Source organism: Sphingomonas montana (genome assembly GCF_001956315.1).
Lineage (GTDB): Bacteria > Pseudomonadota > Alphaproteobacteria > Sphingomonadales > Sphingomonadaceae > Sphingomonas_R > Sphingomonas_R montana.
Genome location: NZ_MOLY01000041.1, coordinates 1 through 23,727 on the forward strand (window position 1 = coordinate 1; position 23,727 = coordinate 23,727).

Annotated in this window: 25 protein-coding genes, 1 tRNA gene and 1 other annotated feature; of the genes, 12 read left to right on the forward strand and 14 right to left on the reverse strand. The window is 70.5% G+C overall.

The window, feature by feature from the left end; translation table 11 throughout:
* Positions 1-110: 110 nt before the first annotated feature.
* Positions 111-1,628 carry a SulP family inorganic anion transporter gene (locus tag BKY59_RS11215; RefSeq protein ID WP_076071822.1) on the reverse strand — a complete coding sequence of 506 codons (1,518 nt, stop codon included), beginning with the start codon at positions 1,626-1,628 and terminating at the stop codon, positions 111-113.
* Positions 1,629-1,699: 71 nt separating this feature from the next.
* Positions 1,700-1,755 (reverse strand) — a sequence feature (sul1 is cis-regulatory element that is thought to sense ions involved in sulfur or methionine metabolism; They are found in Alphaproteobacteria).
* A 142-nt stretch (positions 1,756-1,897) separates the two neighbouring features.
* Between BKY59_RS11215 and BKY59_RS11220 the strand changes: the two genes are divergently transcribed.
* Positions 1,898-3,856 (forward strand): glycoside hydrolase family 127 protein, encoded by a 1,959-nt coding sequence (locus tag BKY59_RS11220; RefSeq protein ID WP_076071559.1) that lies wholly within the window; start codon positions 1,898-1,900, stop codon positions 3,854-3,856.
* A gap of 56 nt (positions 3,857-3,912) precedes the next feature.
* On the opposite strand, the gene gspD is transcribed toward BKY59_RS11220, so the two are convergent.
* The 5 genes from gspD to gspG are packed head-to-tail and all read right to left on the reverse strand — an operon-like array spanning position 3,913 to position 8,256.
* On the reverse strand, positions 3,913-6,009 hold the full coding sequence (gspD, locus tag BKY59_RS11225; RefSeq protein ID WP_076071561.1) for a type II secretion system secretin GspD: 2,097 nt from the start codon (positions 6,007-6,009) through the stop codon (positions 3,913-3,915).
* Positions 6,010-6,019: 10 nt separating this feature from the next.
* Positions 6,020-6,868: a type II secretion system protein N gene (locus BKY59_RS11230; protein ID WP_076071563.1), complete on the reverse strand. Its 849-nt coding sequence runs from the start codon at positions 6,866-6,868 to the stop codon at positions 6,020-6,022.
* Positions 6,865-7,350, reverse strand: a complete 486-nt coding sequence (gene gspI, locus BKY59_RS11235; RefSeq protein ID WP_083672074.1) for a type II secretion system minor pseudopilin GspI — start codon at positions 7,348-7,350, stop codon at positions 6,865-6,867. The genes BKY59_RS11230 and gspI overlap by 4 nt, the downstream gene beginning before the upstream one ends.
* Positions 7,347-7,823: a prepilin-type N-terminal cleavage/methylation domain-containing protein gene (locus BKY59_RS11240; protein ID WP_076071565.1), complete on the reverse strand. Its 477-nt coding sequence runs from the start codon at positions 7,821-7,823 to the stop codon at positions 7,347-7,349. The genes gspI and BKY59_RS11240 overlap by 4 nt, the downstream gene beginning before the upstream one ends.
* Before the next feature lie 4 nt (positions 7,824-7,827).
* On the reverse strand, positions 7,828-8,256 hold the full coding sequence (gene gspG / locus BKY59_RS11245; protein ID WP_276205507.1) for a type II secretion system major pseudopilin GspG: 429 nt from the start codon (positions 8,254-8,256) through the stop codon (positions 7,828-7,830).
* An 88-nt stretch (positions 8,257-8,344) separates the two neighbouring features.
* Here gspG and gspL point away from each other — a divergent pair, with 88 nt between their 5' ends.
* From gspL to BKY59_RS11265, 4 genes are all read left to right on the forward strand, one after another.
* Positions 8,345-9,547, forward strand: coding sequence for a type II secretion system protein GspL (gspL, locus tag BKY59_RS11250; RefSeq protein WP_076071567.1), 1,203 nt, complete (start codon positions 8,345-8,347; stop codon positions 9,545-9,547).
* The gene (gene gspM / locus BKY59_RS11255) at positions 9,547-10,032 is read left to right on the forward strand and encodes a type II secretion system protein GspM (RefSeq protein ID WP_076071569.1); all 486 of its coding nucleotides are present in this window, start codon (positions 9,547-9,549) and stop codon (positions 10,030-10,032) included. The genes gspL and gspM overlap by 1 nt, the downstream gene beginning before the upstream one ends.
* Positions 10,029-11,570 (forward strand): type II secretion system ATPase GspE, encoded by a 1,542-nt coding sequence (gspE, locus tag BKY59_RS11260; RefSeq protein WP_076071571.1) that lies wholly within the window; start codon positions 10,029-10,031, stop codon positions 11,568-11,570. The genes gspM and gspE overlap by 4 nt, the downstream gene beginning before the upstream one ends.
* Positions 11,571-11,772: 202 nt before the next feature.
* On the forward strand, positions 11,773-13,002 hold the full coding sequence (locus BKY59_RS11265; RefSeq protein ID WP_076071573.1) for a type II secretion system F family protein: 1,230 nt from the start codon (positions 11,773-11,775) through the stop codon (positions 13,000-13,002).
* Positions 13,003-13,294: 292 nt separating this feature from the next.
* Here BKY59_RS11265 and BKY59_RS11270 read toward each other — a convergent pair whose 3' ends face one another.
* Positions 13,295-13,930 (reverse strand): hypothetical protein, encoded by a 636-nt coding sequence (locus BKY59_RS11270; RefSeq protein WP_076071575.1) that lies wholly within the window; start codon positions 13,928-13,930, stop codon positions 13,295-13,297.
* Positions 13,931-14,016: 86 nt separating this feature from the next.
* Here BKY59_RS11270 and BKY59_RS11275 point away from each other — a divergent pair, with 86 nt between their 5' ends.
* Genes BKY59_RS11275 through BKY59_RS11285 form a run of 3 tightly spaced genes read left to right on the forward strand, consistent with a single transcriptional unit; the run spans position 14,017 to position 16,600 of the window.
* The gene (locus BKY59_RS11275) at positions 14,017-15,111 is read left to right on the forward strand and encodes an ABC transporter substrate-binding protein (RefSeq protein WP_240500073.1); all 1,095 of its coding nucleotides are present in this window, start codon (positions 14,017-14,019) and stop codon (positions 15,109-15,111) included.
* A gap of 5 nt (positions 15,112-15,116) precedes the next feature.
* Positions 15,117-15,737 carry a type II secretion system protein GspJ gene (locus BKY59_RS11280; RefSeq protein ID WP_076071577.1) on the forward strand — a complete coding sequence of 207 codons (621 nt, stop codon included), beginning with the start codon at positions 15,117-15,119 and terminating at the stop codon, positions 15,735-15,737.
* Between the two features lie 23 nt (positions 15,738-15,760).
* A complete protein-coding gene (locus BKY59_RS11285) occupies positions 15,761-16,600 on the forward strand; it encodes a type II secretion system minor pseudopilin (RefSeq protein ID WP_076071579.1) in 840 nt (279 codons plus the stop codon).
* Positions 16,601-16,788: 188 nt separating this feature from the next.
* On the opposite strand, the gene BKY59_RS11290 is transcribed toward BKY59_RS11285, so the two are convergent.
* Entirely contained in the window at positions 16,789-17,913 is a 1,125-nt protein-coding gene (locus BKY59_RS11290; protein WP_076071581.1) for a sensor histidine kinase, read from the reverse strand.
* Between the two features lie 111 nt (positions 17,914-18,024).
* Here BKY59_RS11290 and BKY59_RS18120 point away from each other — a divergent pair, with 111 nt between their 5' ends.
* Both BKY59_RS18120 and BKY59_RS11300 read left to right on the forward strand, forming a co-directional pair.
* Positions 18,025-18,339: a hypothetical protein gene (locus BKY59_RS18120; RefSeq protein WP_076071583.1), complete on the forward strand. Its 315-nt coding sequence runs from the start codon at positions 18,025-18,027 to the stop codon at positions 18,337-18,339.
* Between the two features lie 261 nt (positions 18,340-18,600).
* Positions 18,601-19,149: a hypothetical protein gene (locus tag BKY59_RS11300; protein WP_076071585.1), complete on the forward strand. Its 549-nt coding sequence runs from the start codon at positions 18,601-18,603 to the stop codon at positions 19,147-19,149.
* Positions 19,150-19,291: 142 nt separating this feature from the next.
* Here the strand turns inward: BKY59_RS11300 and BKY59_RS11305 are convergent, their stop codons facing one another.
* The 4 genes from BKY59_RS11305 to folK form a co-directional block, all read right to left on the reverse strand.
* Positions 19,292-20,029, reverse strand: coding sequence for an extensin-like domain-containing protein (locus BKY59_RS11305; protein ID WP_076071587.1), 738 nt, complete (start codon positions 20,027-20,029; stop codon positions 19,292-19,294).
* 44 nt (positions 20,030-20,073) lie between these two features.
* Positions 20,074-20,856: an NUDIX hydrolase gene (locus BKY59_RS11310; RefSeq protein WP_165374838.1), complete on the reverse strand. Its 783-nt coding sequence runs from the start codon at positions 20,854-20,856 to the stop codon at positions 20,074-20,076.
* 41 nt (positions 20,857-20,897) lie between these two features.
* Positions 20,898-20,973: transfer RNA gene (locus BKY59_RS11315), tRNA-Lys, on the reverse strand.
* A 37-nt stretch (positions 20,974-21,010) separates the two neighbouring features.
* The gene (gene folK, locus BKY59_RS11320) at positions 21,011-21,511 is read right to left on the reverse strand and encodes a 2-amino-4-hydroxy-6-hydroxymethyldihydropteridine diphosphokinase (protein WP_076071590.1); all 501 of its coding nucleotides are present in this window, start codon (positions 21,509-21,511) and stop codon (positions 21,011-21,013) included.
* Between the two features lie 104 nt (positions 21,512-21,615).
* Between folK and BKY59_RS11325 the strand changes: the two genes are divergently transcribed.
* Together BKY59_RS11325 and BKY59_RS17740 are read left to right on the forward strand one after the other, a co-directional pair.
* The gene (locus BKY59_RS11325) at positions 21,616-22,422 is read left to right on the forward strand and encodes a uracil-DNA glycosylase family protein (protein ID WP_240500074.1); all 807 of its coding nucleotides are present in this window, start codon (positions 21,616-21,618) and stop codon (positions 22,420-22,422) included.
* Positions 22,419-22,568: a hypothetical protein gene (locus BKY59_RS17740; protein ID WP_165374839.1), complete on the forward strand. Its 150-nt coding sequence runs from the start codon at positions 22,419-22,421 to the stop codon at positions 22,566-22,568. Before BKY59_RS11325 ends, BKY59_RS17740 begins: the two co-directional genes overlap by 4 nt.
* A gap of 82 nt (positions 22,569-22,650) precedes the next feature.
* Here BKY59_RS17740 and BKY59_RS17745 read toward each other — a convergent pair whose 3' ends face one another.
* Together BKY59_RS17745 and aguB are read right to left on the reverse strand one after the other, a co-directional pair.
* The gene (locus tag BKY59_RS17745; protein ID WP_165374840.1) at positions 22,651-22,812 is read right to left on the reverse strand and encodes a hypothetical protein; all 162 of its coding nucleotides are present in this window, start codon (positions 22,810-22,812) and stop codon (positions 22,651-22,653) included.
* 57 nt (positions 22,813-22,869) lie between these two features.
* Positions 22,870-23,718 (reverse strand): N-carbamoylputrescine amidase, encoded by an 849-nt coding sequence (gene aguB, locus BKY59_RS11330; RefSeq protein WP_076071592.1) that lies wholly within the window; start codon positions 23,716-23,718, stop codon positions 22,870-22,872.
* Positions 23,719-23,727 lie beyond the last annotated feature (9 nt).

A 23,727-nucleotide genomic window follows, 5' to 3' on the forward strand; every position in this document is an offset into this window, starting at 1 on the left:
CGACGGGCGCAGCCGGCCGGTGGCGGTCGGCGGGATGGCCGGCGCGTGGCGGCTGGAGGGACTGGCCGCCGACAGCGCGGTGTTCGCGCGCGGGACGGAGCGGGTGCGGGTCAGGCTGGCGGTCGACTGAGCGGCGGCGGACCGGCGGGTGCGGCGCCCGCATCGTCAATGAGCGGCGCGTGGCGATCGATCAGCGTGGCGCTGGCGGCGTTCAGGCCGACGACGTCGACCTGTGTGCCGCGGGCGCGCAGCGTCGTCACCACCCGTTCGACCGCGCCGACGGCGGTGACGTCCCATAGATGCGCGCCGGTCAGGTCGATCCGCACGGTGCGCGTGGTGTCGCGCAGGTCGAACCGATCGGCGAAGATATCCGCGCTGGCGAAGAAGACCTGACCGGTGACGGTGTAGGTCCGGACGTCCGCTGTGGCATCGTAGTCGGTCCGGACGTCCATCAGCCGGGTGACCTTGAAGGCGAAGAACAGCCCGCTGAGCAGGACGCCCACTATGACGCCGGCCGACAGGTCGTGCGTCGCCACCGTCACCGCGACGGTCGCCAGCATCACGACGCCCGACAATTTGGGATGGCGCGCGAGATCGCGGAACGACCCCCAGGAGAAGGTGCTGATCGACACCATCACCATGATCGCGACCAGCGCCGCGACCGGCACCTGCGCCACCCAGGGGCGCAGCGGCACCAGCACGACGAGAAGGAACACGCCCGCCGCCAGCGTCGACAGCCGGCCGCGCCCGCCATAGCGGACATTGCCGACCGTCTGGCCGATCATGCCGCAGCCGGCGATGCCGCCGAACAACCCGGCCGCGACATTGGCGAGCCCGAGGCCGGTGCATTCGCGTGCCTTGTCGCTGCCCGTTTCGGTCAGCTCGTCCACGACGCCCGCGGTCATCATCGATTCGAGCAGGCCGACCGCCGCCATCGCCAGCGCATAGGGCGCCACGATACGCAGCGTTTCCCAGCCGAGCGGGACATAAGGGAAGGCGAAGCTGGGCAGCGACGCGGGCAGCCGGCCGAGATCGGCGATCGTGGCGACCGGCATCGGGAACAGCGCCGCGACGACCGTCAGCACGACGATGCAGACCAGCGGCGAGGGAATGACGGTGGTCAGCCGCGGCAGCAGGTAGATGATCGCAAGGCCGCCGGCGACCATGGCATAGGTGTGCCAGCTGACGTCGACCAGTTGCGGCAGCTGTGCCGCGAAGATCAGGATCGCGAGCGCGTTGACGAAGCCGGTGCGGACCGAGCGCGAGACGAACCGCATGAGGATGTCGAGCTTGCACAGCCCGAACAGGATCTGGAACAGTCCGGCGAGGACCGTGGCGGCGAGCAGATATTGCAGCCCGTAACTGTGGACGAGGGCGGCCACGACCAGCGCGACCGACCCGGCCGCGCCCGAGATCATCGCCGGGCGGCCGCCGACGAACGCGATGACGATGCCGATGACGAAGGAGGCGAACAGCCCGACCTCCGGATCGATGCCGGCGACGACCGCGAAGGCGATCACTTCCGGAATGAGGGCGAAGGTGGCAACCATGCCGGCCAGCATGTCGCGCCGCGCGCCGCCGAAGCCGTCGAACCATTCGGCCCGGTAGCGGGATAGAGCAGATGTCATATGTGAGAACTCGCAGACCGCGCAGCAGGACCGGCCGGTTTCGACCGGCGGCGGGAAAGGCATGCGCTTCGCGTTGTCCGGCGGATCGGCGGCCGGAATAGCCACCCGGGTTTGCACCGGGTCCTAGTGAGTGGGGCGGCTGTTAACGGATCGCCGGCGGCAAGGCAATGCTTTCGGATCCGCGCCGGGGTAAGCGGCGGCCGCTTGATCGTCGGTCGGCTTATGATACGCCGTGAGATAATGAGAACAGATGCGCTGAGGATGCGGCGATGAGGACCCCCTGTTGTGCCGCCCCGTCGCGTCGGACGTTCCTGGGCGGGGTTGCGACCGGGGCGGTGCTGGCCGGGTCTGGTGCGCTGGCGGCGGCGCCAGCGCCGACTGCGCAGGTGCCGCGCCCGGCCGGGTTGCCGGTGGCGAAGCTGCGGCCGTTCGACCTGGCGGACGTGACGCTGGGCGACGGTCCGTTCCTGCATGCCCAACGCCGGACCGAGGCGTATCTGCTGACGTTGCAGCCGGACCGGATGCTGCACAATTTTCGCGTGAATGCCGGCCTGGCGCCGAAGGCCGCGGTGTATGGCGGTTGGGAATCAGCGGCGATCTGGGCGGATATCAACTGCCACGGCCATACGCTCGGCCATTATCTGTCGGCCTGTGCGCTGGCCTACCGATCGACCGGCGATGCGCGCTACAAGGCGCGGGTGGACTATATCGCGGACGAACTCGCGGCCTGCCAGGCGGCGGCGGGGACCGGCCTCGTCTGCGCGTTCCCCGATGGTCCGGCGCTGGTGGCGCGGCACCTGCGCGGCGAGCCGATCACGGGGGTGCCGTGGTACACGCTGCACAAGGTCTATGCCGGGCTGCGGGACGGGGCGATGCTGGCGGACAGCACGACGTCGCGCGCGGTGCTGCTGCGGCTGGCGGACTGGGCGGTCGTCGCGACGCGCCCGCTGAGCAATGCGCAGTTCGAGACGATGCTGGATACCGAGCATGGGGGCATGAACGAGGTGTTCGCCGACCTGGCGCTGATGACCGGCAAGCCGGACTATGCGCGCATGGCGGAGCGTTTTTCGCACAAGGCGGTGATGGCGCCGCTGGCGCAGAACCGCGACCGGCTGGACGGGATGCACGCCAATACGCAGATCCCGAAGATCGTCGGGTTCCAGCGCGTGTGGGAGGCGACCGGCAAGCCGGAATATCATGCGGCGTCGGCATTCTTCTGGAAGACGGTAGCGCTGACGCGGTCGTTCGCGACGGGCGGGCACGGCGACAACGAGCTTTTCTTTCCGGCGGCCGATTTTGCCGAGCATGTGTTTTCCGCAAAGGGATCCGAAACCTGCGGCCAGCACAACATGCTGAAGCTGACCCGCGCGCTGTTCCTGCACGATCCGCAGGCGCGCTATGCCGACTATTACGAGCGGACCCTGTTCAACGGGATCCTGGCGTCACAGGATCCCAACAGCGGCATGACGACCTATTTCCAGGGTGCGCGGCCGGGGTACATGAAGCTGTACCATACGGCGGAGCATTCCTTCTGGTGCTGCACCGGAACGGGCATGGAGAACCATGTCAAATATCGCGATTCGATCTATTTTCATGACGATGCCGCGCTGTACGTGAACCTGTTCGTGCCTTCGGCCGTGACGTGGCGGGAGAAGGGCGCGGTGCTGACGCAGGCGACGGCGTTTCCCGATGCGGCCACCACGACGCTGCGCTGGACGCTGGAGCGGCCGACCGCGCTGACGCTGAAGCTGCGTCACCCCGGCTGGAGCCGGACCGCGGTGGTGCTGGTGAACGGTGCGGAAGCGGCACGGTCGACGACCCCTGGCAGCTATGTCGCGCTGGCGCGGACGTGGCGGCAGGGCGACATGGTGGAACTGCGGCTGGTCATGGAAACCGGCGTTGCGCGGTCGCCGGCAGCGCCGGACATCGTGGCGTTCACCTATGGCCCGCTGGTGCTGGCCGGGGCGCTGGGCCGAGAAGGCTTGCCCGACGGGGCGGACCGGATCGTCAACGAACGCAAATATGGAGAGTATAACGCGACGCCGTTCACACCGCCGACGCTGGCGGGGGAACCGGAGACGATCGCACGGACGATCCGGCCGGGCGCGCGGCCGCTGGAGTTCACGATCGCCGCGGCGGACGCGACGACCGTGCGGCTGATCCCGTACCACCGGATCGCGCATGAGCGCTATGCGACCCACTGGAAGATCGCGCCGAAGCTGGCCTGACGCCGTCCGCCGCCTGTCCGAACCGCGCTCGCTTCGGGCGGACGGCGCGCGCGGGCCTAGTAGAGCCCGTTGATCTCCGTCGTCAGGCGGGGGCCGGTGGGGCGGAGAAGGGGGCTGTCGCCAGGACGGCGGCGGAGTTCGATATTGGCTTCCTCGCCGCGAAGGCGGGCATATTGGCGGTCGGTGGCGGTGTCGGCGCTGGCCTTGTCGCGCAGGATGGTGGGTTTCAGGAAGACGAACAGCGTGCGCTTCGTACGGCTGGTCGACCGGCTCTTGAACAGGTTGCCGAGGACGGGAACGTCGCCGAGGACCGGCACCTGGCTGCGGCTGTTCTGGCGATCGTCGGTGATGAGGCCGCCGAGCACGATGGTGCCGCCATTGTCGGCCAGCACCTTGGTCTGGATCGCGCGGCGGTTGGTGATGAGATCGGCCGCACCCGACACCGCGCCGACGAGCGAGGACACTTCCTGGCTGACCTCCAGCCGGACGACGTTGCCCTGCAGGATGCGCGGGATGACGCGCAGCGTGATGCCGACATCCTGTCGTTCGATGGTGGTGAACGGGTTGGTGCTGTTGCCGTCGGTCGCGAAGCTGCCGGTGCGGAACGGGACGTTCTGGCCGACGACGATCTGCGCGACTTCGTTGTCGAGCGTGGTGACGCTGGGCGTGCTGAGCAGGTTGGCGCGGGTGGAGGTGCCGAGCGCCTGGACCAGGATGTTAAAATTGTTGCCGATGCCGACATTCCCGCTCAGCCCGTTGGCGAGCACGCCGGCGGCGGCGACCGGGTTGACGACCGACAGGATCGCGCTGAGCGGCAGGCCGAGCGTGGTGGCGGAGTTCGACAGGCCGTCCGCGCCGGTGATGGCGGCGGCGCCGACGCCGAGCTGAATACCGAGCGCCTCGGCCTGATCGCCGGTGATCTCCACGATCGCGGCCTCGATCAGCACCTGGGGCCGGCGGACGTCGAGATCGGTGATCAGCGGTTCGAGCGAGGCGATCGCGGCGGGCGTGCCGCGCACCACGATGGCGTTGATTTCGGGCGCGGGCTGAACCGCGAGATCGGGGGTGGAGAAGCCCTGAACGGCCGGCCGCTGTCCACCGGCACCCGCGCCGATGCTGCCCGACGCGCCGAGCAGCGAGCCTAGCCCGCCCCCGCTGCCGCCCCCGGCCGCCGCGGCCAGCGCGGAACCACCGGCCGCGGACAGCGACGGGCCGATGCCGCCGCCCAGGTTGCTGCCACCGCCGAGGCCGCCGGCACCGATCGACGAACCGGCCAGGCTGCGCGCAACCGGGTTGTCGGCGGCGCCCGCGCCGTCGCCGAGCAGGCCGCGCAGGACGAGCGTGATCGATTCCGCGTCGCCGTTGGTCAGCCGGAAGACGCGGGTGATGGGGGTGGCGCCGCCGGGCTGGTCGAGCAGCCGGGCCATGCGGCGCGCCTCCGCCAGCGAGGATGCGTCGCCGCGCACCAGGACTATGTTGCTTCGTTCGTCGGCGACGACCTTTGCCCCGCCGTCGCCCATCACCGCCTGGATCGCGGTCGCGACATCGCGCGCGGAACCGTTGCGGAGCGTGATGCTGTCGAAATTGGTGCCGCCGCCGCTGTCGAGCGATGCGGCCAGCCGTTCGATGCGGCGGACATTTTCGGCATAGTCGGTGACGACGACCGCGTCGGGGTTGGTGATCGCCTCGATCGTGCCGAAGCTGGCGACGAGCGGACGGAACACGCGGACCGCAGCCTCCGGTTGCAGGTTGCGCAGCCGGATGAGGCGGGTGACGACGTCCTGCGCGCCGGCCGTGCCGCGGACGCCCGAACTGCCGCCATCGCGGATCGCGTTGGCCTGCGGGATGATGCGCCAGCTGCGTCCCGACCGGACGGCGGCGAACCCCTGGACGCGCAGGACGGACTGGAACAGTTCCCACACGCCGCCGATGCTGAGCGGTTCGGCGGAAGTGACGTTGACGCGACCCTTGACGGACGGGTCGAGGATGAGCGTGCGGCCGGTGATGCGGCTGATCTGTTCTGCGACGTCGGCGATTTCGACGTCGCGCATGTTGACGACGACGTCGGCGACCGGGGCCTGCGCGGGGGCAGGCATCGCGGGCAGCAGCGCGGCAAGCGCCACGGCGGCAAGGAAACGGGTCGGGCGGATCATGCGGGGTCCTTCACCGGGCCGGGAGCGATACGGCGATACGACGGCCGTTCCGGACGAGTTCTACGCGTAGCGGGCCGCCGGCGGCGGCGGAAGCGAACAATGCCCGATCCCGCGACGCATCGCCGACGGCGACGCCGTTGACGCGTTCGACCAGGTCACCGGGTTGCAGCCCCGCCGACCGCATGGCGGGCGATGCGCCCGTGCCGATGCGGTAGCCGCCGTCGGTGGCAGTGGCGCCCATGCTGTCGAGGAAAGCGGAGGGGGCGCCGAGGCCGGAGGGCGGGGGCGAGAAGACGAGCGGCGCGGAGGGAACGGGTGCCGGGGCGGTCGGCGTGGGCAGGCCGACGAACGGCTGGGCCGCGGGCGCGGTGCCGGCGGGGGCAGGCGGCGCGCCGGGTTTCGGAAAACCGAGCGTCTGGAGGCCGGCGGGGCCGCGCAGCAGGACATGATCGACCGCAATGCTGTCGACGATCGCGCCGCCGGGGGCGGGATCGCCGATATGGAGCAGTGTCGACGGCGCGTCACCGGCCGAAACGAGCGCGGTCGATGCGCTGGCGGGGCGCGCGAACATGATGGCGCGCAACGTCAGGTTGCCGGCGACGGCGGTGGCGGCGAGCGGCGCCGACGATCCGAACGGGCTGGCCGCGACGATCGCGGCGACATCGATCGGCGGGGGCGGGGCGGGGGGCACGAACGCGACGGCGGGGGCGGGCAACCCCGATTCGCCGCTCAACCGCCAGGTGAGGCCGGCAAGTGCCACCGCGACCGAGACGATGACCGCGCAGGTGAACAGGTCGACGCCGATCGCCGCGCGGCTGCGCGCGACCCGGACGGGCAATGCTGCGGCAACGAGCGTCATGCTACGGGCACCGGCGCGACCTTCGGCCCGCGATCGACGAAGCCGCCGAGCGTGACCATGGGGTTGGCACCCGGCGGGCCGACGGCGACGTCGATGCGGGACAGATCGGGGTCCGGGCTGGTGCGGATCATGGTGCGCACCTGCCAGCGTCGGCCGAGCATGTCGACCGTTCCTGCGCCGGCGGCGCCGGATGAGTCGCCCAGTGCCAGTTCGGTCAGGCGGTTTTCGGCGACCCAGACTGCGGCGGCGCGCGATTCGAGCCGCGCGATCGAATCGATATGGCTTTCCACCGCGCGGACCAGGCCGGCGGCGGCGACACCCAGGATGAGGAGTGCGACGAGCGCCTCGATCAGTGAGAAGCCCTGTTCGGTCGAATTAACCGAGTTGCGCGGGGTTCTCGACAGGCTCGAACCAGGCGGAGCCAGCGGAAGGTGTCTGGATTTTACCGGTGGGTTCGAGCCTGTCGAGAACCGGCGCGTCATGACGCGCCGTCCGCGGTGGTCGTCACGGTCATGCCGTCGTAGCGCACGTGCCAGCTGTCCGCCGCCGAGCCGATGCGCGCGTCGATGGTGCCGCCCATGCCGTCGATGCCGATCGGAACGGGGGCGGGGGTGACGCCGGACAGCGTCACGCCCGACGGCAGGTCGTGCCGCGCGAGCAGCGGCGTGTCGGACGTGGCCCAGCGGCGGCCGTCCCACGCGACGAAACCGTAGCCGCGCGCGTCGGCGGTGAAGGCGACGGCGCGGTCGGTGACCATCACGTCGTCGGCGGCCATGCGGATCCGCGCGGACAGGCGACGCGCCTCGCTTTCCGCGCCGGCGCCGTGGGTGGTGGCCCCCATGCCCAGCGTCACCGCGCCGGCCGCGATGCCGATGATGACCAGGACCACCAGCATTTCGACCAGCGTCATGCCGGCTTCGGAGCCGGAATGAGAACGGAACCCGCTCGTGCGCATGCGGTCAGCGGCGGCGTTCGGTCAGGTCCGCGTCGAGCCCCTCGCCGCCCGGCTGGCCGTCCTTGCCGAGCGAGGACAGGTCGAAGCCGGTGCCGCTCGCGCTAGGATTGCGATAGGCGTAGGGCCGGCCCCAGGGGTCCATCGGCACCTGCGGCAGATAGCCTTCGGACGCATAGTTGGCGGGCACCGGCGCGCCGGACGGCCGTTCGGCGAGTGCGGTCAGGCCCTGTTGCGTCGACGGATAGTCGCCATTGTCGAGCCGGTACATCTTGAGTGCCGCGGCGATCGTCTTCAGATCGGTGCGCGCCACGGTGACGCGCGCCTCGTCCGGCCGGCCGATGACGTTGGGCACGATGAGCGCGGCGACGAGCGCGATGATCGCCAGCACGACGATCATTTCGACCAGCGTCAGCCCGGCCTGACTGTCACCCAAATGTCTTTGTTGAGGCAGTACCCGTTGGGCCTGCGGTAGGCTAATGTCTGTCGGCAACGTCGTCATCGGACCACCAATAAGGCTTTATGTGAAAGTCACGTTACACGCGATCCGCGAACAGGACTATCGGCGTCTGCGGGCGTTCCTGCCACCGGCGGGGCCGGGCGGCGTCTGGATGCTCGGGCCCGGTCCGGGGGGCGCCCCGGTGCTGCGCGTGGCGGCGCCTGAGGGAGAGCGGACGGGCGCGCGGACCGGCGCGGTCGTGCTGGTGCCGACCGAGCAGGTTCTGCTGACCATCGTCGACCTGCCGCTGGCGGCGCGGCGGCAGCGGTTGGCGGCGCTGCCGTTCGCGATCGAGGACCGGATCGCCGAGCCGATCGAGTCGGTGCATGCGGCGCTGGGGATCGCGACCGGGCCGGGGCGCTATCTGGCCGGCGTGGTGGCGCGCGCGACGATGGCGGGCTGGGTCGCGCGGGTAGAGGCAGCGGGGCTGGGCCATGCCGTGCTGATACCCGACGCGCTGGCGCTGCCCCTGCCGCCCGAGGGTGCGTGGAGCGTGGCGCGGACCGCCGACCGGGTGGTGGTGCGGACGCCGGACGGCGGCGGGTTCGCGGTGCCGACGGCGCGGTTCGCAGGGATCTGGACGATGGCCGGGCGGCCGGATTGCATCCTGTACGGGGAGGCCTTGCCGGACGGGATCGCCGGGGTGGCCGCGGTCGATGGCGTGGCGGACGCGGTGCCGGCCACCGTGCTGGACCTGCGGCAGGGTGTGTTCGCACGGGTGCGGCGCGGCACGTCGGCGCTGTGGCGGCGGGCGGCGATCGTGGCGGGGTGCGGGTTGCTGGCGCATGGTGCGATCGCGGCCGCGGACACGATCGCGCTGCAACGGATCGCGGCGGACCGGAAGGCGGACACCGCGGCGATCGTCGAGCGGATCGCACCGGGGACGTCGACCAGCGGCGACCTGGCCGAGGTGGCGGGGGACCTGCTGCCCAGCGGGAATGCGACGCCGGGGGCGACGTTCGTGCCGATGATGGGGCGGATTTCGCAGGCGATGGGCGCGGGCGTGACGTTGCGGTCGCTGGCCTATGACGCGGGCGCGGGGACGATCGTGCTGGACGTCAGCGCGCCGGATCTGGCGGCGGTGCAGGGCGTGGAGGCGCGGATGCGCGCGGCCGGGCTGGTGGTGAGCGGCGGCGGCGGGACCGCGGCGGCGGGCGGTGCCGAGGGGCAGATCACGGTCCAAACGCGGGCAAATGCGTCGGTATCGGCGACGGGAGAGGCAGGCTGATGGCGATCCCGTTCGAACCTTATGTGATGCGTGGCCTGTCGTGGTGGATGGACCGGTCGCCGCGCGAGCGCGTGATGCTGGCGGTGCTGGGCGGCGTGGCGGTGATCGCGCTGATGCTGGTACTGGTCGTGAAGCCGTTGCAGGCGGCGCGGGGCCAGGCGCTGGCCGATATCCGGACGTACGAGACGCTGTCCGCCGGGCTGGTCGCGGCGGGGCCGGCGGTGCGGCCGGCGGGAACCGCGCGGACCGGGCCGGTGGCGCAGATCCTGACCACCACCGCCGCCGGATTCGGCCTGACCGTGCAGCGCGTCGAGCCCGAGGGCGGGCGGACGCGCGTGGTGATGGACGGTGTGCCTTATGATGCGACGATCCGCTGGCTGGCTGACCTGGAGACGGGCGGTGGCGTGACGCTGGCCGAACTGCGGCTGGACCGCGGGACGGCGCCCGGATCGGTCAACGTGCAACTGGTAGTGCAGGGCGAATGAGCGACGTGATCGTGACCGACGTGGTCGATGTGTCATCGGACGAGGCGCTGCTGTTGCAGCCGGCCGATCCGGTGGCGATCGCCGGGCTGCCTTATGGCTTTGCACGCCGGCACGGGGTGATCGTGCGGGCGACGCCGGCGGGAGGCGAGTGCGTGACGCGCGGGATGCCGTCGCTGGCGGCGATGCTGGAGGTGCAGCGGCTGTTTGGCGATGCGATGCCGATCGTGCCGCTGGACGATGCGGCGTTCGATGCGGCGCTGAGCACGCAGTATCGCGACAGCGCGACCGAGGCGTCGGACGCGGCGTCCGCTAGCGACAGCGACCTGGCGGCGCTGGCCGACAGCGCGTCGGCGGTGGACGATCTGCTCGACAATCGCGACGATTCGCCGGTGATCCGACTGATCAACGCGTTGCTGCTGGAAGCGGTGAAGGAGGGCGCGTCCGACATCCATGTCGAGACGCAGGAGAAGCGGCTGCTCGTGCGGTTCCGGATCGACGGCGTGCTGCGCGACCGGGTGGAGCCGAAGCGCGCGCTGGCGCCGTTGCTGGTCAGCCGCATCAAGGTGATGGCCAAGCTCGACATCGCCGAGAAGCGCGTGCCGCAGGACGGGCGCGTGACGTTGCGGGTCGGCGGGTACGACATCGATGCGCGTGTCTCGACCATCCCGACGCAGCATGGCGAACGGGTGGTGCTGCGCCTGCTCGACCGCGGGGCGACGCAGCTCGACCTGAAGGCGCTCGGCATGAACGAGCATGATATCGGTGTGTTTCATACGCTGCTGCAGCGGCCGCACGGGATCGTGCTGGTCACCGGGCCGACCGGCAGCGGCAAGACGACGACGCTGTACGCCGCGCTGACCCGGCTGAACGACCGGCAGCGCAACATCATGACGGTCGAGGATCCGATCGAATATGAGCTGGAGGGTGTCGGCCAGACGCAGGTCAATCCGAAGACCGAGCTGACCTTTGCGCGCGGCCTGCGCGCGATCCTGCGGCAGGATCCGGACGTCATCATGGTGGGCGAGATCCGCGACGACGAGACCGCGGAGGTGGCGGTCCGGTCGAGCATGACGGGGCATTTCGTGCTGTCGACGCTGCATACGAACAGCGCGATCGGCAGCGTGACGCGGCTGATCGACATGGGGGTGGAACGCTATCTGCTCGCACCGATGATCGTCGGGTTGATCGCGCAGCGGCTGGTGCGCAAGCTGTGCCAGGCATGTCGGGCGGCGGATGTGGCGGGGACGCGGGATGTCGCGCTGATGTCGGGGGCGATCGCGGTGGGCGATGTGGTGTACCGGCCTGTGGGGTGTCCGGCGTGCCACGGCGACGGGTATCGCGGGCGGCTGGGGCTGTACGAGCTGGTGACGGTGGACGAGCGGATGCAGGCGCTCATCCACGACGGCGCGTCGGAGGCGGCGCTGGTCGCGGCGGCGCGGGAGCGGGGGCCGAGTCTGCTGGACGACGGAATTGCGAAGGTACGCGGTGGCCTGACGTCGGTGGACGAGGTTGCGCGCGTGGTGAGGGATGATTTGTGAGGTTTTCCCGTTCCTCCAACCCGTTTGGTTCGAGCTTGTCGAGAACGGTGCGCTTTGTTCTCGACAGGCTCGAACCGAACGGAGCTTGGGGTTTGGGTCGGGTTCTCGACAGGCTCGAACCGAACGGAGTTGGGGGTAGGGGTCCGTCTTCCCGCCCCGTTTGGTTCGAGCTTGTCGAGAACCGGTCCGGAGCGCGTCGCTGATGCCAGCCTTCTCCTACAAGGCGGTCGATACCGCCGGCAAAGCCTCGCGCGGGGTGCTGGAGGCCGCCAATGCGGGCGCGGCGCGGCGGGTGTTGCGGGAGCGGCAGTTGTTGCCGACGTCGGTCGAGATGACCGACAAGCCGGTGGGCGACGCGAAGGGCGGGATCGACCTGTCGCAGCTGTTCCGCAAGCGGGTGGGGGCGCGGGCGCTGTCGACCGTGACGCGGCAGATCTCGACGCTGGTGAGCAGCGATATCCGGATCGAGGAGGCGCTGCGGCTGGTGGCCGCGCAGGCCGATACGCCGGCGATGGCGGGTTTGCTGCTGAACGTGCGCGGCGGGATCCTGGACGGGCGGAGTTTCGCGCAGGCGCTAGGTGATCATCCCGCCGCATTCCCCGAATTCTACCGCGCGTCGGTGGCGGCCGGGGAACAGTCCGGGCGGTTGCCGGAGGTGTTGAACCACCTGGCCGAGTTCGTCGAGCATCGCCACCGGAACCAGCAGAAGGTGCAGCTGGCGTTGCTGTATCCCGCGCTGCTGGCGGTGGTGTCGATCGGCATGATGGTGCTGCTGCTGGTCTATGTGGTGCCCGATATCGTGAAGGTGTTCGTGTCGCGCGGGGCGGAGCTGCCGCTGCTGACGCGTGCGCTGATCGGCCTCAGCGCCGGGTTCCAGAGTTACGGGCTGGTGATGGCGGCGGGGATCGTCGCGGCGGTGATCGCGTGGCGGGCGTGGGTGAAGAAGGAGGGCAACCGGCTGCGCTTCCACCGTTTCCTGGCGACGACGCGGCCGGTGGCGGGGTTCAGCCGCAAGCATAATGCGGCGCGGTTCGCGGGATCGCTGGCGACGCTGGTGCAGAGCATGGTGCCGCTGGTCGAGGCGCTGAACGCGGCAGCGGCGGTGACGCCCAACCTGCATGTGCGGGAACGCGCGCGGGCGGTGGCGGCGCGGGTGCGCGAGGGGGCGAGTTTGCAGACGGGCATGACCGAGGCGGCGATCTTCCCGTCGATGCTGGTCGCGATCGTGGCGTCTGGCGAGTCGAGCGGGCGGCTGGGGCCGGCGCTGGGTCGCGCCGCGGGGGAACTGGACCGGGAACTGGAGCAGGCGGTGTCGACGCTGGTAGCGCTGGTGGAGCCGGCGGTGTTGTTGATGATGGGCGGGCTTGTGCTGCTGATGGTGCTGGCGATCTTGCTGCCGATCATCAACTTGAACAATCTGGTGGGGATGTAGGTTTCTGCTGACCCGATGAACTTTTTCACTGATCCGTTTGGGTCGAGCCTGTCTAGAGCTCAGCGCAGGGTTCTCGACAGGCTCGAACCAAACGGGGTTGGGGTGTGGGGCGCGACTTGATCGGGCGCCCTTGAGGTTCTGCCCAGCTTTCCAGATCCGTCCATGCCGAGCGAAGTCGAGGCACGCTTCCCCGAGCGCAGCCGAGGGGCGCTGTTGGCTTCTCGGCTACGCTCGAAGGGTCCCTCGACTTCGCTCGGGATGGACGGTCGGTAGGGATGACGCGGGTCGGAGGCTACAGCGTCGTTTCCAGCGACAAGCCGCCCGGCGGGCTGGCGAAGGGGAGGAGGGCGGCGCCGGCGGGGGGGATGGTGATCGCGACGCGGCCGTCGCGGGTGAAGACGGTGCGGGCGAGCGTCTGGCGCCGTTGCGTGGCGGGGGTGACGAGAAGCGCGGTGCTGTTCGGGCCGGCGGCGCGGGCGGTGGCGAGGAGAGCGGGGACGGGGGCGGCGACGCCGCCGGAACGCGCCGTGCATGTGCCGGGGGTGCTGCGGATCTCGCCGGCGACGTCGGTCGCGCCGTTGCCCAGCGTCAGGCGCGGTACATCGACCAGCAGCCCGAGTTCGCAGGCGAAGGGCAGATCGGGAAAGGCGGCGCGGAGCAGTGATCCGTCCGCGCGGCCGGCGACCGAATCGAGCCGGACGGTGGACGGCGTGAAGGCGGCGCGGCCGGCGAGATCGGTCTGCGCGCCGGTGACGGTGAAGTCCGCCGCGAACGCAAGGCTGGTCAGCGTGCGGAGCGGGGCGAACCGCCATTCCAACCGGTCGCCGCCGGGCAACGCGGCCTCGCCGTGCCAGATGGTTCCTGATACAGCGCGCAGCGCCGGCACGTCTTCGGGCACCACCAGCCGCGCGGGTATGGTGGCCAGCAACGCGAGCAGATAGGCACCCGCGCCGAGCCCTGCGAACAGCAGGATGCGGCGGCGGTGCCGACCGATGGGAATGAGGACGGATGGCGATGACGTTTCCAGACCGGCCGCCGATGGATCCGACCGGGATGGATCGCCGGCAGCTGTTCCGCCTCGCAGGATCCGTGGGGCTGCTGTCGGTGGCATTGTCGGTTGCTCCCCTGGTGGCGGCGCCGCGCGTCAATCGCGAACCGGTCGCCTTCCTGCTACCGCTGACCGGCGCATCCGCCAACCTCGGACTGAGCATGCAGCGGGCGGCGTCGCTGCGGCTGCCGTTCGGCGGGCGGCCGGTGCTGGCGACGGCGGTCGATACGAACACGGGTGCGGCGGCGGCGGCGCGGGCGGCGATCAAGGGCGGCGCGCGGATGATCGTGGGGCCGGTGTTCAGCGGCGACGTGCGCCCGGTGCTGGCGGAGGCGGCGGGGCGCGTGCCGGTGCTGTCGTTCAGCAACGATGTGGCGTTGTATGAAAGCGGTGCGTTCCTGCTGGGCATCACCGCGTCGCAGCTGGCGACGGCGGTGCTGCGGTATGGCCGGCAGCGCGGGTTGCGGCGGATCGGGTTGCTGGCGGGCGACGGGGCCTGGGCGACGCAGGTGGCGGCGACCTGCGCGCGGTTGCAGGGCGAGCTGGGCTATGAACTGGTGCCGGTTGCGCGGCCGGCGGATCTGGCGGGTCTCGGGCTGGCGCTGGGGCGGCTGACGGGCGGTGTGCCGGACGCGCTGCTGGTGGCGGATGCGGGTGAGGGATTCGCGGCGGCGGCGCGCGGGCTGGCGGGCAGCGGGGTGCAGTTGCTGGGGATGATGCAGGCGGTGGATTATGCGCCGGCCGCGTTGCAGGCGATGGCCGGCGCGTGGATCGCGGCACCCGACCCGACCGTGTTCGGGACGTTCGCCACGGCCTATCAGGCGCAGCATGGCGGGACGCCGGGCACGATCGCGGCGCTGGCCTACGACGCGGCGGGCATCGTGCAGACGTTGCGCGCGCAGAACCGGATCGACCGGGCCGGCCTGCTGGCGATGGAGGCGTATCGCGGCGTGACGGGTACGCTGAAGTTCCGGTCGGACGGCAGTTGCGTGCGCGAATTGTCGATCCTGGTGGCGGGGCCGGACGGGTATCAGGTAGCGGCGGCGAGCGCGTCTGCGTGAGCCCCATGACGCCCTTGCGCCGCCGCGATGTTCCGGCAGCGGAGCAGGGTTTCACGCTGATCGAGCTGATCGTGTCGCTGGCGCTGTTCGGGCTGATCGCGGTAGCGGGGCTGGCGCTGGTCGAGAATGTACTGGGCGTGCAGGCGCAGACCGACGGACGGCTGGAGCGGCTGGGCGACCTGCAACGCGCGATGTTCGTGGTGACGAGCGACCTGGAGCAGGTATCGGAAGGTGCCATCACCGGCAGTGCGGCGGGGGTGGCGTTCCGGCGGCATGCGCAGGCCAATGGCGGCTATGGCGCGCCGGTCGCCTATACGCTGGTCGCGGGCGCGCTGACCCGGACGCTGATGCCGGTCGTGCCGGGCGAGCCGATCCGGTCGCAACGGTTGCTGGACGGGGTGTCGGCCGCGCGCTGGCGCTATCGTGACGGGGCGGCGGGGTGGCGCGACAGCTGGCCGCCGGCGGAGGTGGAACGGCAGGGCGACTGGCCCGACGCGATCGACGTGACGCTGGTGCTGACCCCGGGCAGGGGCCGGCCGGCGGGGACGGTGCGGCGGATCGTGGCGTTGCCGGTGCCGATCGAGAAGCCCCGGCCGGCGGGCATGGCGGCGGGTATTGCCGCGTGACGCCCCGGCCGGACGAGCGCGGAATGATCCTGATAACCGTGTTGCTGTTCGTGGCGCTGGCGGCCGGGGTGGTGGCGCTGATGCTGTCGGGCGAGGACGCGGCGCTGACCCGCGCGCAGCGGATGCGCGATGCGGCGGCGGCACAGGCGGCGGTGCGCGGGGCGGAGGCGAGCGCGATCGTGGCATTGCGCCGCGATGCGGTGACCGCGCCGGCGGCGGACCATGCGGGCGAGCCGTGGGCCGCGCTGGCGGAGCGCGGGGCGAAGATCCAGGGCGGCACGTTCGACCTGGCGATCGCGGATGCGCAGGGACGGTTCAACATCAATGCGCTGGCCAGCGACGACATCGGCGCCAGCCTGGTCGCCGCGCGCATCGCGCAGGCGCTGAAGCTGCCGCCCGAACTGGCGTTGCGCGCCGGGGCGCTGATCCGGCAGGGCGGGCCGATCACCGACCTGGCCCCACTGAGCCTGTTCGGGCTGAGCCCGCAGACGCTGGTCGCACTGGCGCAGCTGGCGACCGCATTGCCGGGGCAGGCACCGGTCAACCTGAACGCGGCGTCGCCCGAACTGCTGGCGATCCTGCTGGACAATCCGGCGGCGGCGCAGACGCTGGTCGCGGTGCGGGCCGGCCAGGGGTTCCTGACCGCGGAGGATTTCCAGCGGGCGGGCGTATCGGTGCCGCCGGGGGCCGGGTTCACGTCCGACCTGTTCTGGGTGCGGGCCAGGGTCACGATCGGCGACACGCCGCAGCAACTGACGAGCCTGTTGCAGCGGCGGCGGACGCCGGCGGGCGTGGAGGTGGTGCCGATCGGCCGGTGGCGGGGCGCGGCAGTGCCGGAGCAGGCGCCCGCGCTGGTTTTCTAGGGCGGCTGTGTTTCTAAAGTCCCGTCCATGCCGAGCGCAGTCGAGGCACGTTTCCCGAGCGTAGCCGAGGGGCGATGTCGGCCGTCTCGGCTGCGCTCGGGATGGGCGGTTGGGGGGCGCTCGAGAGACAGGCTTTGAGCGCTTGGGACCGACAGGTAGGCGGGTGAAGGCGGGCCGTGTAGCCCCCTTCATTCCTCCCGCACCAGCGGCATCAGGATGGTGACCGCGAAGCCGCCGCCGGGGCTGGGGCCGGCGCGGCAGAGCGCGCGAGCGCCGAAGCGGGCGGCGAGGCGATCTGCGACGTTGCGCAGGCCGATGCCGGTCGTGGAGGGCGCGACATCGTCGGGTCGCGGATCGGCGGGGGCATCGTCGGTGACCGACAGGGCGAGCATGTCGTCCTGCGCCCACGCGCGGATCGCGATGGTGACTAGGCCTCGGCTGCGCGAGACGCCGTGCTTCACCGCGTTTTCGACCAGCGGTTGCAGGATCAGCCCCGGCACCAGCGCGTCGGCGACGGGATCGGCGATATCCTCGATCAGCAGGATGCGGGCGGGAAAGCGCACCGTCTCGATCGCCAGGTACAGCCTTTGCAGCGCGATTTCGTCCGCCAGCGGCGCGTCTGTGGCCGGATCGCCGGCCAGGCTGGACCGGAAGAAGGTGGACAGGTTGAGGATCATCCGTTCCGCCTCGTCCGGCTTGCCCGTCATGACGAGCGCGGACAGCGAATTGAGCGTGTTGAACAGGAAGTGCGGATTGACCTGATAGCGCAACGCGCGGAGTTCCGCCGACTGCGCGGCCGCCGCGAACCGTGCCGCGCGGCGTTCGGCGACGCGACCCTGCGCGGCATAGGCGAGCGCCAGATAGAGCGCGGCCCAGGCGGCGAAGAAGAAATAGCCATTTACCGCAACATCGGCATGCGCGGCGATGGTGCCGATCGCTTTCGCCGCGGCCCCGTCGTCGCCCACCTGGAGCGTGCCGACGGCCGGCAGGAACATCCGCTGGTTGACGATGGCATAAGCGAGCGCGGCCGGGACCGACAGCAACGCGACGATGGCCACCGCGCGGGCCGGCCCGTGGCGCGTCACGCGGCGCAGCGCGCGCCACATCGCGGCGCTGATCGCCATCGAGACCGCGGTCACCACCAGCCGGCGGAGCAGCAGGTCATATTGCCCGTCGAAGTTCAGCAGAGCCGCGCGCAACGTGGCGACCGCGCAGTAGAAGGCCCAGAACGCCACAATCGAACCGATCGCGGCGGCCGTGCCGACGGGGGGCGCGGGATCGTCGGCGATCGGGCTGGGGGATGGTGCGGGCATGTCCGCCGGTTAAGCCGCGATTCGTCCCGTCGGGCAAGTGCCGGGGCGGGCGAGGGAACGCGGCGGGTCGGGCGTCGTTGGTCCAGCAACATTCAGTAACGGAGACGCACCATGGCAGACGACAAGATGTTCGACGGCAGCGCGGACGACGGCCTTGCGGTGGCGCCACCCCCGCCCGGCGGCCCGGAAGGCGAAGCGGCCGTCGCGGGTGCGACACCGGTCGTGCGCGAAGGACTGGATGCGGACGACGACAGCCGGCTGAGCGCGGACCCGTCCGACGAGGATGCCAAGCTGGACGTGGCATTGGACGAGACGTTTCCGACGTCGGATGCGCCGTCCAACACACAGCCGGGCAAGGGCAAGGACCCGGCCCCGTCGAGCGGTTACGATGCCGAAGCGGAAGCCGCGCGGGCCGGCAAGGAATAACCTTCTGGCCCATCACACGACCAGAAAGGCTCGCCCCGATCGGGGCGGGCCTTTTTCGATTCGATCGACGAGGGAGTGGGCAACTTACCGAGTGTTGCGCGAATATGACTCTTCGGTGAACTATCGGAATAGCGCGCGCGGTTGTTGCGTTGCAGCAGCGCGCGTGCTTCCTTCATGTTCGGATGGGTGGTCGCGGTTAATGCGCTGGCAATCGGCGCGGTGCATGATCGGTCGCCTGATGGTTCGAGCGGAGGGACTGCGATGGGTGCCAGGTCTAAGCCAGCTTATGGTGCGATGTCCCTTTCGGAGATGAAGGAGTTCGCCAGTTTCCCGGCGGCGACGCAGCGCTACATCCGGCGATCGCTGGACGTGGGGCTGGACCGGCGCGACGCGATGGAATGCTGGTCACGCGATGTGGTGGAGGCGGCGAGCATTCGCGCGCAGATCCGGATCTATGCGCGGCTGGACCATGTCCGCAACCTGGTGCCGGACGACAGCGGGCTGGATGCGGTCGAACCGTTCCTGGCGCCGCTGGTGACGATGACGGCGTTCGACCTGGGGCAGGACCGGCTGTCCGGGTTCGGCGCATATCGGTTCCTGTACGAGCGGCTGATCGGCGGCGGGGTGCGGCCCTGGCTGCCGGGGGCATTCTGTGCCGCGGCCGCGTTGCCGCATCTGCACCCGGAAAAGCGGCGTATATTTCTGCAATCGATCAGTGAGGCGGCGGCGACCGCGCCGGGCTGGTCGAACCGCGAGCCCTGCTTCTTCCCGCAGTGGGTGGAGAAGGTGGAGCATCGGCTGGCGAACTGAGGGGCGTAAATCTCGAAACGCCTCGACCGTCATCCTGACGGACGTCAGGATCCATTATCACTCCGTTTGAGAGCGTAACCGGACGCGTAGTGATAATGGATCCCATCCGCCCGCTGGGATGACGGTTGTGGCTCTTCGCCCGTCAACGACAGGCGCGCCAGCCCGCCGGGCCGCGCTGGGCCTGGTCGAGGTGGAGATGGTCGCGGTGGGCGGCGTTGTAGTCGGGCGACAGGGTGGTGGCGAACAGCCGGCAGGCGCCGTCGCGGACATCGCGCAGGAACGCGGCCTTCGGACCGGTTCCGGTCCAGTCCCCGACGACGGTGACGCGGCGGCCGTCGGTCAGCCGGAAACCGGCGATGTCGACCGCATTGGCGGCCGAATGTTCGGACCAGCCCGCGGTCGCCCCCGCCCGCCTGCCGCCGCCGATCCGCCGGCAGCTATAGGTGCCGAAATCGTCGATCGTGGCGACGCGGGTGCCGAAATGGCGGATTGCGGCGGGCTGGACGACCTGCCATTCCCAGGTCGCCAGCGTCGCGGCGACGGCGCAGGACGCACCGATCGCGGGTCGGTAGCCGATCGACAGCGGCCCCGTGGTCCGCACGCGGACACCGTCGCGGTAGCCGCAGGACGGGCCGTCGCGGCGATCGGGCAGGCGGGTAAAGGCGATACCCGCCCGGCCCAGCAAAGCGCGGCATTCGGCCGGATCGGCTTTCAGGGCGGACAGCTTACGCCCTGTGAACATCCCGACGGTGTCGCCAAGGTCGAGCCGCGTCCAGGGCACGTCCTGCGGCCGGCGGTGGCCGACCGTCAGTGCGGCCAGCACCACTAGGGCGAGACCGAACAGGACGGCGAGTGTCGTGAGGAGCGGGCGCAGCGACATGGTGTAGCCAGTACGCGCGGGTGCGGACTTGCGTTGCGGAGGCTTCATCCGCGACGCGCGCTGTCCAGCCGTTCCGCGGTGACGGGGTAGCCGCGGTCGGCCGGGATGCAGAGCCAGCGGTCATCGTCCCGATCCTCGATCCACGGGACGATGCGGTCGGGCGTGATGGCGCGGGCCTGCGCCGCCGCGCGATCGAACGTGCCGAGTGCCGCCAGCCGTTCGAGGTTGCGGCGGGTAGGGAAGATGATGTGCCGGCGGCCGGCATCGGCATCGGTCAGGATCGCCTGCGGCGTGGCCCAGAGCGCGGCGGTGGTTTCGGTCCCGTCCGGGATCGCGATGGCACCGGCCGGTGCGCGGGCGAGGAAGAAGCGCGTGTCGAACATCCGCGTCTCGTGGAAATTGGGGCACCAGCGTGCGAAGGGGACGAGCATGTCGGGTGCCAGCCGCAACCCCGCCTGTGCGATCAGCCCGGCGAAGTCCGACCCAGCAGCCAGGCCGGTGCGCAGCCGCGCAAGGGTCGGCGCGTCCGGCGCGGGCGACAGGCCGACGGCGATGCCGACTTCCTCGATCGTCTCGCGAATCGCGGCGATGCGGGCGGCGGCGTCGTTTTCATCGCTGGCGCCGGGGGCGGGGTCGGTGCCGGCCGCGCGGTGATCGCCTGGGTCGATCCGGCCGCCGGGAAATACCATGGCGCCGGCCGCGAACGCCATGCCGCCGGCCCGTTCGATCATCAGCACGTCGGGCGGGGCACCGGGTGCCGCGTCGCGGAACAGGATCAGCGTGGCGGCGGGAATGGTGGCCGGCGGTGCGGGCGTCTGGCCGGTCAATGCTTGACCCTCGGCATGCCGCAGCGGCGGTTTCGGATATTTGGTGAGCCCAGATGGATTCGAACCATCGACCTAGTGATTAAAAGTCACGTGCTCTACCAACTGAGCTATGGGCCCTACCGAGCGCGCCATCTATGGCGCGAACGACGGTTGGTCAACCTTTGGCGCGCGCATGAAGTTGCGCGATCGTGCGGCGGGTTGCCGGCAGTGCCCAGCGCGGCGCGATGCGGACCAGCGGATCGAGCACGAACCGCCGCGCGGCCAGCCCGGCATGCGGCACTTGCAACCGGCCGGCCGCGGCACGGCGCGGGGCGGGGGGCCAGGCACCGCCGGACCAGAGCAGGATATCGAGATCGAGCGGACGCGGCCCCCAGCGCCGGCCGCGCCGCCGCCCGAAATCCTGTTCGATCCGCTTCAGAAGGGCCAGAAGCTGTTCCGGCAGCAGCGGCGTGGACACCAGGATCGCGGCATTGGCAAACCCGCGGCCGGCCGGCCCCATCGCCGGTGTCGCAAACATGGGCGACATCCGGTCGATCGCGATGCCGGCCGCGGACAGCGCGGCGCAGGCCGCCGCCAGCGTGGCACGCGGCCCGCCGTAGCGGGTGCGGCGGTTGCCGCCCAGAGCGAGCGCATAGCGGAAGACGGGACCGGTCATTGCCGGCGTCAGACACGCTTTGGCGACCGCCGTCCAGCATCGCGGGCGACGCGCGTCACGGCGGCGGGGTTGGGAATATCGGGCCGGGCGGCTATGCAGTGGGCATGATGACCGATCCCACCGCCGCCCCCGCCGACATCGCCGCCCCCGCCGACATCGCCGCCAACGCCGACATCGCCGCCAACGCCTTGGACGCCGAAGCGCCGGCAGCCAGCCCCGCGCCGGCCGCGACCGAACTGGCGGTGACCGAACCGCCGCGCGATTGTCCGCTCTGCCCGCGGCTGGCGGCGTTCCGGGCCGAACAGCGGCTGGCGCATCCCGACTGGCACAACGCCCCGGTGCCGGTGTTCGGCGACGGCGACGCGTGGCTGGCGATCGTCGGGCTGTCGCCGGGGTTGAAGGGCGGGAACCGGACGGGCCGGACGTTCGATGCGGAGAAGGGCGGGGGGACGCTGTACGGCACGTTGCTGGCGTTCCGGCTGGCGCACGATCATGTCGATATCGGCACCGCGGATGATCTGGTGCTGGACGGCGTCGTGACCATCGATGCGGTGCGTTGCGTGCCGCCGAACAACCAGCCGACGAAGGACGAGCTGCTGACGTGCCGGCCGTTCCTGGCGGCACCGCTGGCCGCGCTGCCCGAACTGCGCGTCGTGGTCGCGCTGGGCGAGGATGCGCATCGGTCGGCGGTAAAGGCGCTGGGCGGCAAACTGCCCAAGGCCCCTTATGCGGCGATGGCGGATCACCGGTTTCCGAGCGGGGTGTGGTTGATCGACTGTGCGCCGCTGGCGACGGACGGGGTGGGCATCGACGCCGCGGTGCTGGAGGCGGTGATCGCGCGGGCGCTGGTGCTGCGTTCGATGGCGGAGGGGCGCACGGACGGCCGGGCGGACGGCGACCCGGCCGAGTGATCCATCTGACGCTCGCCATCGCGGATTTCATGCTGATCCTCATCATGGCCGCGCTGGGGGCGATGGGGTGGATCGTGGCGGGTGCGGCGGCCGTGGGACTGGTCAGCTGGGGCGTATGGCGGCTGGCGCGCCGGGGGCGTCGGTAAGATTGGCGAGGCCGGGTCGATTTGTCCGATCACGGCCGTTCGGTTCCAGGTCCGAACGGCCATTGCAGTCATCCGCCCCGGGTCAGACGGAATCCTCCTTGGGTCGCGCGACGTTCAGGTCCTGCTTGTCGTCCAGTTCCTTGGCGGTGCCCTTCGAAACGTCGCGGTTCGGAACGCCGGGGCGGGCATCCATGAAGACGCCGTCGATATCGGAACTGGGCGGGGACGGGGGTGGCTTGGCCATGCTGGATCTCCAATGTTCCGTCCTCAACGCGCCGATCGCGCCCACGGGGCCATGCGTTCAGATATCCTGCACCAGCCGGCCGTAAAGTTCCGGGCGGCGGTCGCGGAAGAAGCCGAAGGCGGCGCGGTGGCGCTTGACCCGGTCGATGTCGAGCGTGGCGGTGAGGACGCCGGTTTCGTTCGCGCCAAATTCCGCGATCAGGTCGCCCCGTTCGTCGGCGATGAAGCTGTGGCCATAGAAGGTCTGGCCTTCCTCCGTACCGATCCGGTTGGCCGCGACGACCGGGACGACGTTGGACACGGCGTGGCCCACCATCGCCCGCCGCCACAGGCGGGAGGTATCGAGCGAGGGGTCATGCGGTTCGTTGCCGATGGCGGTGGGGTAGAACAGGACCTGCGCGCCCATCAGCATCATCGCGCGCGCCGTTTCCGGATACCACTGATCCCAGCAGACCCCGACGCCGAGTGGGACGGGCGCGTCCTTCCAGACGCGGAACCCGGTATTGCCGGGGCGGAAGTAGAATTTCTCCTCGTAACCCGGTCCATCGGGGATGTGGCTCTTGCGGTAGATGCCCTGCACCGCGCCGTCGGGGCCGACCATGGCGAGCGAATTATAGTGATGCGGGCCGTCGGCTTCGAAGAAGCTGGTCGGGATATGGATCGACAGTTCGGCGGCGAGCGTGCGCATCGCCAGCACCGCCGGATGGGTATCGACCGACATGGCGCGGGCGAAGATGCCCTCATCCTCGACCCGGCAGAAATAATGGCCTTCGAACAGTTCGGGCGGCAGGACCACCTGCGCGCCGCGGCCGGCGGCCTCGCGCACCAGTTCGGTCACGTTGGCGATGTTTTCGGCAATGTCGTCGGTGAAGGCGAGTTGCAGCGCGGCGACGGTGATCTGGGTCATGAACGGATC

Excerpts from the sequence above, each read along its gene's own strand:
- aguB (WP_076071592.1), bottom strand. The coding sequence starts at position 23,718 with ATGACCCAGATCACCGTCGCCGCGCTGCAACTCGCCTTCACCGACGAC.
- BKY59_RS11240 (WP_076071565.1), bottom strand. The coding sequence starts at position 7,823 with ATGCGCACGAGCGGGTTCCGTTCTCATTCCGGCTCCGAAGCCGGCATG.
- BKY59_RS11300 (WP_076071585.1), top strand. The coding sequence starts at position 18,601 with ATGGGTGCCAGGTCTAAGCCAGCTTATGGTGCGATGTCCCTTTCGGAG.
- BKY59_RS11305 (WP_076071587.1), bottom strand. The coding sequence starts at position 20,029 with ATGTCGCTGCGCCCGCTCCTCACGACACTCGCCGTCCTGTTCGGTCTC.
- BKY59_RS11280 (WP_076071577.1), top strand. The coding sequence starts at position 15,117 with ATGACGCCCTTGCGCCGCCGCGATGTTCCGGCAGCGGAGCAGGGTTTC.
- BKY59_RS11325 (WP_240500074.1), top strand. The coding sequence starts at position 21,616 with ATGATGACCGATCCCACCGCCGCCCCCGCCGACATCGCCGCCCCCGCC.
- BKY59_RS11220 (WP_076071559.1), top strand. The coding sequence starts at position 1,898 with ATGAGGACCCCCTGTTGTGCCGCCCCGTCGCGTCGGACGTTCCTGGGC.
- BKY59_RS11275 (WP_240500073.1), top strand. The coding sequence starts at position 14,017 with ATGACGTTTCCAGACCGGCCGCCGATGGATCCGACCGGGATGGATCGC.
- gspE (WP_076071571.1), top strand. The coding sequence starts at position 10,029 with ATGAGCGACGTGATCGTGACCGACGTGGTCGATGTGTCATCGGACGAG.
- folK (WP_076071590.1), bottom strand. The coding sequence starts at position 21,511 with ATGACCGGTCCCGTCTTCCGCTATGCGCTCGCTCTGGGCGGCAACCGC.
- BKY59_RS17745 (WP_165374840.1), bottom strand. The coding sequence starts at position 22,812 with ATGGCCAAGCCACCCCCGTCCCCGCCCAGTTCCGATATCGACGGCGTC.
- BKY59_RS11230 (WP_076071563.1), bottom strand. The coding sequence starts at position 6,868 with ATGACGCTCGTTGCCGCAGCATTGCCCGTCCGGGTCGCGCGCAGCCGC.
- BKY59_RS18120 (WP_076071583.1), top strand. The coding sequence starts at position 18,025 with ATGGCAGACGACAAGATGTTCGACGGCAGCGCGGACGACGGCCTTGCG.
- gspM (WP_076071569.1), top strand. The coding sequence starts at position 9,547 with ATGGCGATCCCGTTCGAACCTTATGTGATGCGTGGCCTGTCGTGGTGG.
- BKY59_RS11265 (WP_076071573.1), top strand. The coding sequence starts at position 11,773 with ATGCCAGCCTTCTCCTACAAGGCGGTCGATACCGCCGGCAAAGCCTCG.
- BKY59_RS11215 (WP_076071822.1), bottom strand. The coding sequence starts at position 1,628 with ATGACATCTGCTCTATCCCGCTACCGGGCCGAATGGTTCGACGGCTTC.
- gspI (WP_083672074.1), bottom strand. The coding sequence starts at position 7,350 with ATGACGCGCCGGTTCTCGACAGGCTCGAACCCACCGGTAAAATCCAGA.
- BKY59_RS11285 (WP_076071579.1), top strand. The coding sequence starts at position 15,761 with ATGATCCTGATAACCGTGTTGCTGTTCGTGGCGCTGGCGGCCGGGGTG.
- gspD (WP_076071561.1), bottom strand. The coding sequence starts at position 6,009 with ATGATCCGCCCGACCCGTTTCCTTGCCGCCGTGGCGCTTGCCGCGCTG.
- BKY59_RS11290 (WP_076071581.1), bottom strand. The coding sequence starts at position 17,913 with ATGCCCGCACCATCCCCCAGCCCGATCGCCGACGATCCCGCGCCCCCC.